The sequence below is a fragment of the Microcystis sp. M_OC_Ca_00000000_C217Col genome, from assembly GCF_007095585.1.
In the GTDB taxonomy this organism is placed as follows: Bacteria; Cyanobacteriota; Cyanobacteriia; order Cyanobacteriales; family Microcystaceae; genus Microcystis; species Microcystis panniformis.
Window position 1 is genome coordinate 1 of record NZ_SFBV01000307.1, and the last position, 8272, is coordinate 8272.

The window sequence follows — 8272 nt, forward strand, 5'->3', positions numbered from 1 at the left end:
ACTGCGAACCGTTTCTGGTCGCAAATCTTCGGCATCGCTTTCTCCAACAAACGTTGGTTACACTTCTTCATGCTCTTTGTCCCCGTGACTGGTTTATGGATGAGTGCTGTGGGTGTGGTGGGATTAGCCCTTAACCTCCGGGCCTATGACTTCGTTTCTCAGGAATTGAGAGCGGCGGAAGACCCGGAATTTGAAACCTTCTACACTAAAAATATTCTGCTTAACGAAGGTCTGAGAGCTTGGATGGCTCCCCAAGACCAACCCCACGAAAACTTTATCTTCCCTGAAGAAGTATTACCTCGCGGTAACGCTCTCTAAGGATGGCAAGAAAATTTACCGAATAGGGGGAAGGGTGAAGTTAAATCACCCTTCTTTTTTGTTGATTAAGGCATTTCAAGCACTACTACTCATTTTCTTGATACCCCTGTAAGATAAACTAGAGAATTTCTTGGAGATTAAGACAATGTTTCGCCAAATTTTATTATCTAGTCTCGGCTTGTTGCTAATTTATCCCCTGGGGAGCGAGCCAGCAGCGGCCAGAACCATGAGAGTTAATTGTGAAAGTCAAAGCGGTCGCACTACTCGCTGTCCCGTGAACGCTAGATGGGCTCAAGTAAGATTAACCCGCACTCGCTCCGCTGCTCCCTGTGAGGGTAATTGGGATTTCCAAAACGGCAATATTGTGGTCAGAAATGGTTGTCGGGGCGAGTTTGAGGTACGCACCGACGACCATCACGGTAATTCTGGTGGCGGTTGGGAAGGTAATGTTTACGAAGAATTTCGCCTCCCCAATATCGGTCGTTTTGTCGTTGATCGCCGCAGTTATTATGATAGTGGCAGAATTAGAGAATTTGATGCGATCGTTAATGGCAGTCGCGAGCGTTGGTGGGCTAATTGTCGTGGTGGCGAACTTGGCAGCGGTAGTCGTCGCATCCGCTCATCCCGGGAAATCGATCGAGTAGTGGACTTTGTTTGTGAGGATCGGGGTTAAATATAGAAACCAAAACTCTATCTAAAACCTTGTAAAGTTACTTATTTATATAGCTAGATAGCTAAAATGAGTAACTTTTGCTGAAGATAGATTTTAAGAACGTTATCAGGTAAGCTAAGACGCACTTTAACCGCCTATCCTTGTATTACCTGAATCTCTCCCAATCTCTTGACTTGCCTCGAACAGTAGCTTGAGAAAACGGCTCTTCGGTTTGTGTTATGCAATGGACGGGGGTTATAAGGGATGGAACCCTTATAGAGAAAGGCATTTAGCGATTTTTGTCAATTGTTTTTGCTCTAGAGCGAACTAATCAATTAAGCCAAGTAACGAAGAACCGAGAAAACTAAAATCCTTCGCTTTTGCGAAAGAAATCCATCATCGTCATCGGTGTTTTCTCTAGCATCGATCGCTCACTTTTACTTAGTTGCTTAACCAAATTTTACTAGGCTGACAAAAAAGCCTTAAAAATCAACATAATAACTTCCTAAATTTTACGATCTATTGGCTGTATTTAACTTCAGTTCGGGGTACAGCGTTGCTCATCAAGATGAAGTGTAAACTAATTTGGTATCGACCACCGACTCCCCAAAACGAAAACTGCCTACCTGATCATTAAGATAGCTGCTGTAAGAAACCCGTTTTCTTGATCTGCTGCTAGAATTCAAGTAGATTGGAGGAAAATATATGGAGCCGGCAAACACCTTAGATGCTCTAATGCTCAAAACCATCATCAAGGAAAGCGTCCGCGAAGTTATGCGGGAAGAGTGGTTTAAATTCTTCGAGATGCTGATTCCCTATGTTGATGATATAGAACAAGCTGACATAGAAGCAACCTTTAATCCTGTTGATTACAAAGACGACGGCTTCGTTGATATTACAGGCTGGTTTAATCGTGAAGATCAGGATCAGTGGATCAGGGTTCTTCGGTTTGTGTTATGCAATGGACGGGAGTTATAAGGGATGAAACCCTTATATAGAAAGACATTGCTTCGATTTTTGCCAATTGTTTTCAATCTAGAACGAGCTAATCAATTAAGTCTCTTGCCAGATAAGGATTTAGCCTATTTATGCCCCCTGATCGAACCATACCAAGTAACGAAGAACCTGGATCAGCCAATAAATTTTTGGAGAAACTAGATGCCAATAGCCGAAAATCTGTTTTGACTAAAATTGGTATTCTCAAAACCTGCCTTGAAACTCAAAACGTTTATCCCCCTGAAGAACTTGATATCAAAAAACTTAAAGGTGAGTTAAAAGGAGACAGACGAAATCTTTATTTATGAGATTAACTCTAGAGGCAATATTTACGATTAATTAAGCGATTAGCAACGTTCGCATTTATCAATTATTTTCGATACTTCTTTCCGCATCCATCTAACTTTCCTGAGTTAATTTAGCCAATACTGCTTCTTCTTTGTTAGCAAAGTCTCCAACTTCGACTTGGGCAACTGCTTTCTTAATTTTCCCTCCAGCAGCCAGAATAATCACCCGCTCTGGACGATTACTAGACTTCTGGCATAATTAACTTTTGAGAGTTCAAAAATGGGAAAAATAGGGATGAAGTTGCCTAAAATCTCTTTATGCTTAGTTCTCCTGACTACTGACTACTGGCTCCTTACTCCTCTCTCTGAGGTTTACTGGTCACTGATTACTGATTAGAGAATACCCGCGTTAGAAAGACCGAGAACCAGTCCCGCACCGAGAATATGGCCAAAACTCATGGTAGCCAATAATTCCGGCAGACCGAAGCTTTTTTTCGAGGCTAACTGCGGCAAGGGTAAGGCAGGGCCGGCCCCAGTATTTTGGATAGCAAAATAACCGATAACGAACGCTACTAGGTTAGCTAACGTCATGGTAATGCCGACGGATAAATTCCAGGGAATGGTTTGAGCAGTGGCTAAAAGTAAGGCGGAAGGGATCATTTGCGCTCCAGTCTTGATAAGATTTTGTTAACCACAGGGCATTATAAAAAGCTCTTGACCCGAAACTGCTTTTTGTTTGAATACTTAACAGTTTTTGTAACGTTTTGTGAATAAGATTAAATGCGAATTAAAATTTGCGGCATTACCCAACCGGACCAAGGACGAGCGATCGCTAATTTAGGAGCTACGGCTTTAGGTTTTATACTCGTACCTAGTTCGCCTCGTTACGTCAAAATCGAGCAAATTAACGCTATTACCGCCGCAATACCCGACAAAATTGATTTTATCGGTGTTTTTGCCGACGAGCAACCGGAAATTATTCAGCAAATAATTGTTAAAACCCCCTTGACAAGTGTGCAGTTACATGGTAGGGAATCTCCCGAATATTGCCAAAGGCTGCGGCAATTATTACCCGACCGGGAAATTATCAAGGCTTTGCGGATCAAAGACAGAGAAAGTTGGGAAAAGTCGGCAATTTACTTCAATAGCGTCGATACTTTGCTTTTAGATGCCTACCATCCCCAATTACTCGGCGGTACGGGACATACCTTAGACTGGCAAGCCTTAGCCAGTTTTTCGCCCCCCTTGCCCTGGTTTCTGGCCGGAGGACTCAACCCCGATAATATTAGTGAAGCTTTAACCAGGCTGCACCCCCAGGGTATTGATGTGTCTAGCGGCGTTGAGCGATCGCCTGGTGATAAAGACCTCAAAAAAGTCGCCCTCTTGTTAGAGCGACTGCAAAAAATCAGTGATCAGTGATCAGTTAGAAGGTTTTGGGTGTTGGGGTTTTAGGGTTTTAGGGTTTTAGGGTGTTGGGGTGGTCACTGCGTGCGCGTTCTGGGGGGGTTTTGGGGTTTTAGTTGAATTCCCCCATTTCCCCATTCCCCCATTTCCCCATTCCCCCATTTCCTCATTTCCCCATTCCCCCATTTCCCTGACTAGAAGAAATTAGGTTTATGACGGATCAGGTTAAGATACTCCTCGCGGGTTTTCTGCTCGTCTTGGAAGACTCCTAACATGGCACTGGTGACAGTCCAAGATCCCGGTTTCTGCACCCCGCGCATCACCATGCACATATGGGTTGCTTCCATGACTACCGCAACCCCTTGGGGGTCGAGAATTTCTTGAATCGCTTCGGCAATCTGACGGGTGAGGCGCTCTTGGACCTGTAAACGACGGGAATACATTTCCACAATGCGGGCCAATTTACTTAATCCGACCACCTTTTGGTTAGGAATATAGGCAACGTGGGCCCGCCCCATGAAGGGTAACATATGATGTTCACAGAGACTAAAGAAGTCAATATCGCGCACTAATACCATCTCATTATGACCTTCATCGAAGATCGCACCATTAACGAGGGTTTCTAGGGATTGTTGATAGCCTTGGGTGAGAAACTGCATCGCTTCGGCCACCCGTTTGGGGGTTTTTAATAAACCTTCTCTTTCGGGATCTTCTCCCACCGAGATCAGGATATTTCTGACCGCATCCATCATCTGTTCTTTGTTTTCGTCGGAAGTCGGATGAATTTGAGCGGTTTTGCCATTGTGGGTGTTGCGATCGGGGCGAGTGGTCACGCGTGCTTGAATAGCGTCGGTTAGATTACCGTTTAAACCGTTAGAAGAAGCTATGGTCATAATGAAGAGGCCTGTAGGCGAATTGATCGATAAATAGAAGTATTTTGGGTTATAATGCCCCCGCACTGGGCATAATGGTCATCGTTTCCACTACAGCCTGTTTGGGCAGTAACACCGCTTGCAGAATGGCCTGAGCGATGATATCTGGGGTTAACATGGCCGAGCGATCGAAATCTGCTTTGACGCTATCGCTGTCCCAGATGGGAGTATTGACAGCACCGGGGGTGATAATCGTGACGCGAATGGCGTTGACCCGCTCCTCGATCGCTAAAATGCGAGAAAATGCCACTAATGCCGCTTTGCTGACACTATAGGCCCCCCAATCAGGAAAAAAATTATCGGCGGCGATCGAGGAAACGTTAATAATCGTGCCTCCTCCCTGTTGACGCATGGCAGGTAAAATCCCCTGCACACACTGGTAAACACTGGTTAAATTCAGGTCGATCACCCGCTGCCAGTCTGACAAAGGTGTGTCAGCTAAGGGATTTGTGTAACCCATGCCAGCATTATTGATCAGGATATCGATCGGTCCGGATTCTTGGGCGATTTTAGCGATCCTAGAAGCTACTTCCGGTATATCTGCCAAATCTAAGGGGTAAGCTTGGGCTGATACGCCTAAATCTGCCGCCATTGCCGCCACGGCTGCCAATTTTTGCTGATTGCGACCGATTAAAACCAGATTAATTCCCGCCTTGGCGAAAGCGAGGGCGGTTTCTTTGCCGATGCCGCTACTGGCTCCAGTGATCAGCGCTCGCTGTTGACGAATAACAGAGTTCATGGTATAATCTGAAATCTCTTAATTCCGGGTAGTTAGGGCAAAATTTTGGCGGTTAGGGGAACCCTAGAAAGGTTTAAGGCAGTTGGGTTGGATCGGAGCAATTTTTCTCGCACCAAAATTGCCGCGTCCACCTGGGGCGGGGGGAAGCATTGACTATCGGGTAGGTTCAAGATTTAAGAATCGTTACAAAATTTTACCTAGCCAATTATAGCACTGTTAAGTCAGGGATCACTAATCTTTGTGTATATTCAGATATCTAACCAGCGAGGGGAAAAAGCGGACTGGTTGGCGAGAATTCTTGAGGCTGCCTTGAAACTCCCTCCTCCTGCGCTGAAAACTACTCACCGGAGGAGATGGCAGCGGTGGGTTGAGTGCGATTGACAATTACCACTCGATCGCCGACAACGGGACTTCTAGCGAGGAGAATTCCCTCGTTATCCTTCATTTCCAAGCGACGAAAATCAAGACTTTGGCAACGTTGAAAAACCGAATTAGCCAATTTATCCTGTTGTGATGCCTCCAGACTATACCAATTATCGCCCAAAATAACTACTAGACGACTAGCCAAAAAATCCGCTTCTACGGTAGAAATAATCCCGGCGGGATAACGAGTAGTTAAATCGGTAATTTCCTCTTGAATAGCTGCGACTAAACTTTGTTCGGGAGTTAATCGCGGTTTTGCTTTAGTAATCGGGACGGGAATCGGTGCCTCTGGTGCGGTTAATTCTGGGGGAGTTTCGATAATTTCCCCAGCTGCCGGTGAAGGACTAGAGACAACTTCAGGCATATTTTCAGCAATTTCCGCCGGATTTTTCGGTAAACTGATCACGGCTACTAAGAGGATAGTGACTAAACTTCCTGTTAACAAGCCGGTGATTAACCAATCGGGAATTTTTTCGCTAATTCCCCCAGGTAAAAGTCGGCGAATTTTGTTTAAAATCGCCGTCCACCACCCTTCCACCTGCTCGAAATCCGGTAAAATATCGTCAATTCCCTCCGCTGCTTCGATGGGAGAATCTGGGGTTAAACTTTGCTCAACTTCTGCGAATTCGTCTGGTTTTAAAGCAGCGGCTAACTGTTGCGTTGAGTTAAGAAGATTATCAACAGCAACTTTTGGGGGTAACACTATCCCCGTTCCCGTGTTAAGTTGGGAAACGATCGAATTTAACTGCTCGATCGCCTCTTGTAGCCGGATCACCGTTTCTGCTTGGCTGAAATTCTCTCGCTCATTTGGTTGAGTCATAATTAATTCTTCTTAACCCGCTGCCATTCTTTTTCAAAATATCATTCTATGCGCCGTTTTCTCGGTTTTTTAACCAGTATTTTCCTTGTCTTCCTGACTGCTTGTGGTAGTGTCACTCCCCCGCAAGAATTTGCCCCCGACGGAGAAATCGTCGCCAAAGCCCTTTTATTACAATTTCGTCACACATCCGATCGCCTTAGTCAATCTTTACATATCGATGATCCGCAGGTAAAAATTGCTAAAATTAATGTCACCAGTCTGGAACCGCTTTATGTGGGCAATTTGCCCGCTTATCACTTGCAGGGAGATTACGATCTAACTCTACAATTGCCCCATCAAAAAGATACCAAACAACACAACAATTTTGATCTTTATTTACAAAGACAGATCGAGGGTAAAACTTGGCGTTTACTGGAAGAAGTTGCCTCACAATGGCGCAGCTATTTAGTGAAATAACCGGAAAAAGCCCGGGGGTTTTGCTATAGTCTATGATCATCGAAAATTTTGGGTCTGAAACCCCGTCGTTCTAGGTTGGCTTTACTGTTAAGTAGTCGTGCAAAATTAATTTCCTAGTGAAGAAAGGCAAAAGGCAAAAGGCAAGAGGTGGTTAGATATGTGTAATTAATTTTGCTTAGGTACTTACCAGTAACAGATAAAGCCATTGGAATTGACTTAGGAATTAGTAGCCTCGTGATTACCAGCGATGGCGACAAAGTATCTAATCCTAAGCATTTTTAAAAGCATTATCGGAGACTGCGAAAAGACCCAAAAAGCCTTTCTAGGAAGAAAAAAGGCTCAAAGAATCGAGAAAAAGCGAGAATCAAAGTAGCCAGAATTCCCGCTCAAATCACCGATAGCAGAAAAGACCATTTACACAAGCTAACCACTCAATTAGTTCGGGAAAACCAAACTATTGTGGTTGAGAATTTAGCCGTCAAGAATCTGGTCAAAAACCCGAAATTATCTCAGGCAATATCTGATGTAAGCTGGGGAGAAATCACCCGACAATTAGCCTATAAATGCCGTTGGTATGGGAGAAACTACATCGAAATAGATAGGGTTTGCTGAATAAATCTAAAAACCTTGTTGGATAAGGCTTTTAGACTTTTTTGACCTCAAAAAGTCCCGACCCTTGCAGTGATTGAGGGGAAAATTTCGGGACTTTTTCCCTGAAAATTAGGTAATTGACCAGGTGAAAATGGGTAAAACCCCACACCCCACACCCCACACCCCACACCCTGCCACCAGGAAAAACTTTTTCAGCAGACCCTAGATAGATGGTTTCCTAGCTCTAAAAGGTGTAGTAATTGCGGGTATATTGCCCTTGAAAATGCCGTTAAATATTCGAGAGTGGGATTGTCCAGACTGTGGGACTCACCATGACCGAGATATTAACGCTAGTAAAAACATTTTGGCCGCAGGGCTTGCGGTGTCAGTCCGGGTCGCGACCTGATGACCAGAACAGAGTAAAACTGGGGCGGCAGGTGCGGAACCCCGCAAGGGAAAGAAGCAGAAACCCAAATCGTGAGGTTTGGGAATCGCCGTCCGTACCACGCCACTTTTTTAGGGTGGTCGCGTCAATGGGGTTGACGCAGATAGCGAAAAACGCTTAATTGCTTAAGTCTGACTCTTTCGACCCGTCCGTTTTGAGTGTCCGGATGCCGGACGGCCACTTTGAACAAGTCGAAAAAATCTCATGTT

At 44.8% G+C, this 8272-nt stretch carries 12 protein-coding genes and 2 pseudogenes; 8 read left to right on the top strand and 6 right to left on the bottom strand.

The annotated features are described in order from the left end of the window. The 4 genes and pseudogenes from EWV66_RS19530 to EWV66_RS19545 form a co-directional block, all read left to right on the top strand. Positions 1-318 (top strand): annotated as a pseudogene (locus EWV66_RS19530) (photosystem II D2 protein (photosystem q(a) protein)); the annotation flags it as partial. Between the two features lie 145 nt (positions 319-463). After that, entirely contained in the window at positions 464-991 is a 528-nt protein-coding gene (locus tag EWV66_RS19535) for a DUF3011 domain-containing protein (protein WP_008204724.1), read from the top strand. A 684-nt stretch (positions 992-1675) separates the two neighbouring features. Then, positions 1676-1948, top strand: a complete 273-nt coding sequence (locus tag EWV66_RS19540; protein ID WP_287107435.1) for a hypothetical protein — start codon at positions 1676-1678, stop codon at positions 1946-1948. A gap of 110 nt (positions 1949-2058) precedes the next feature. Then, entirely contained in the window at positions 2059-2274 is a 216-nt protein-coding gene (locus EWV66_RS19545) for a hypothetical protein (protein WP_287107434.1), read from the top strand. 91 nt (positions 2275-2365) lie between these two features. On the opposite strand, the gene EWV66_RS19550 is transcribed toward EWV66_RS19545, so the two are convergent. Next, positions 2366-2479, bottom strand: a complete 114-nt coding sequence (locus EWV66_RS19550; protein ID WP_287107433.1) for a CopG family transcriptional regulator — start codon at positions 2477-2479, stop codon at positions 2366-2368. 167 nt (positions 2480-2646) lie between these two features. After that, positions 2647-2913: a photosystem I reaction center subunit PsaK gene (gene psaK / locus EWV66_RS19555; RefSeq protein ID WP_002756861.1), complete on the bottom strand. Its 267-nt coding sequence runs from the start codon at positions 2911-2913 to the stop codon at positions 2647-2649. 120 nt (positions 2914-3033) lie between these two features. Here psaK and EWV66_RS19560 point away from each other — a divergent pair, with 120 nt between their 5' ends. Next, entirely contained in the window at positions 3034-3672 is a 639-nt protein-coding gene (locus tag EWV66_RS19560; RefSeq protein WP_287107432.1) for a phosphoribosylanthranilate isomerase, read from the top strand. 179 nt (positions 3673-3851) lie between these two features. Here EWV66_RS19560 and folE read toward each other — a convergent pair whose 3' ends face one another. From folE to EWV66_RS19575, 3 genes are all read right to left on the bottom strand, one after another. Next, a complete protein-coding gene (gene folE / locus EWV66_RS19565) occupies positions 3852-4550 on the bottom strand; it encodes a GTP cyclohydrolase I FolE (protein ID WP_002738197.1) in 699 nt (232 codons plus the stop codon). A 49-nt stretch (positions 4551-4599) separates the two neighbouring features. Continuing rightward, a complete protein-coding gene (locus EWV66_RS19570) occupies positions 4600-5328 on the bottom strand; it encodes an SDR family oxidoreductase (RefSeq protein ID WP_052277267.1) in 729 nt (242 codons plus the stop codon). A 337-nt stretch (positions 5329-5665) separates the two neighbouring features. Next, positions 5666-6571: a hypothetical protein gene (locus EWV66_RS19575; RefSeq protein ID WP_002789333.1), complete on the bottom strand. Its 906-nt coding sequence runs from the start codon at positions 6569-6571 to the stop codon at positions 5666-5668. Between the two features lie 48 nt (positions 6572-6619). On the opposite strand from EWV66_RS19575, the gene EWV66_RS19580 reads away from it, so the two are divergent. Continuing rightward, positions 6620-7027 carry a hypothetical protein gene (locus EWV66_RS19580; RefSeq protein ID WP_002756869.1) on the top strand — a complete coding sequence of 136 codons (408 nt, stop codon included), beginning with the start codon at positions 6620-6622 and terminating at the stop codon, positions 7025-7027. Between the two features lie 174 nt (positions 7028-7201). Then, a pseudogene (locus EWV66_RS19585) lies at positions 7202-7630 on the top strand (RNA-guided endonuclease TnpB family protein); the annotation flags it as partial. Between the two features lie 40 nt (positions 7631-7670). On the opposite strand, the gene EWV66_RS19590 reads toward EWV66_RS19585, so the two are convergent. Then, on the bottom strand, positions 7671-7850 hold the full coding sequence (locus EWV66_RS19590) for a hypothetical protein (RefSeq protein WP_072927484.1): 180 nt from the start codon (positions 7848-7850) through the stop codon (positions 7671-7673). Positions 7851-7901: 51 nt separating this feature from the next. Between EWV66_RS19590 and EWV66_RS24490 the strand changes: the two genes are divergently transcribed. Next, on the top strand, positions 7902-8024 hold the full coding sequence (locus EWV66_RS24490) for a zinc ribbon domain-containing protein (RefSeq protein ID WP_369800412.1): 123 nt from the start codon (positions 7902-7904) through the stop codon (positions 8022-8024). Positions 8025-8272: the final 248 nt, after the last annotated feature.

Bases quoted from the DNA above. Each gene is read 5' to 3' on its own strand.
- EWV66_RS19535 (WP_008204724.1), top strand. From the start codon at position 464: ATGTTTCGCCAAATTTTATTATCTAGTCTCGGCTTGTTGCTAATTTAT.
- EWV66_RS19540 (WP_287107435.1), top strand. From the start codon at position 1,676: ATGGAGCCGGCAAACACCTTAGATGCTCTAATGCTCAAAACCATCATC.
- EWV66_RS19545 (WP_287107434.1), top strand. From the start codon at position 2,059: ATGCCCCCTGATCGAACCATACCAAGTAACGAAGAACCTGGATCAGCC.
- psaK (WP_002756861.1), bottom strand. From the start codon at position 2,913: ATGATCCCTTCCGCCTTACTTTTAGCCACTGCTCAAACCATTCCCTGG.
- EWV66_RS19560 (WP_287107432.1), top strand. From the start codon at position 3,034: ATGCGAATTAAAATTTGCGGCATTACCCAACCGGACCAAGGACGAGCG.
- folE (WP_002738197.1), bottom strand. From the start codon at position 4,550: ATGACCATAGCTTCTTCTAACGGTTTAAACGGTAATCTAACCGACGCT.
- EWV66_RS19570 (WP_052277267.1), bottom strand. From the start codon at position 5,328: ATGAACTCTGTTATTCGTCAACAGCGAGCGCTGATCACTGGAGCCAGT.
- EWV66_RS19575 (WP_002789333.1), bottom strand. From the start codon at position 6,571: ATGACTCAACCAAATGAGCGAGAGAATTTCAGCCAAGCAGAAACGGTG.
- EWV66_RS19580 (WP_002756869.1), top strand. From the start codon at position 6,620: ATGCGCCGTTTTCTCGGTTTTTTAACCAGTATTTTCCTTGTCTTCCTG.
- EWV66_RS24490 (WP_369800412.1), top strand. From the start codon at position 7,902: ATGCCGTTAAATATTCGAGAGTGGGATTGTCCAGACTGTGGGACTCAC.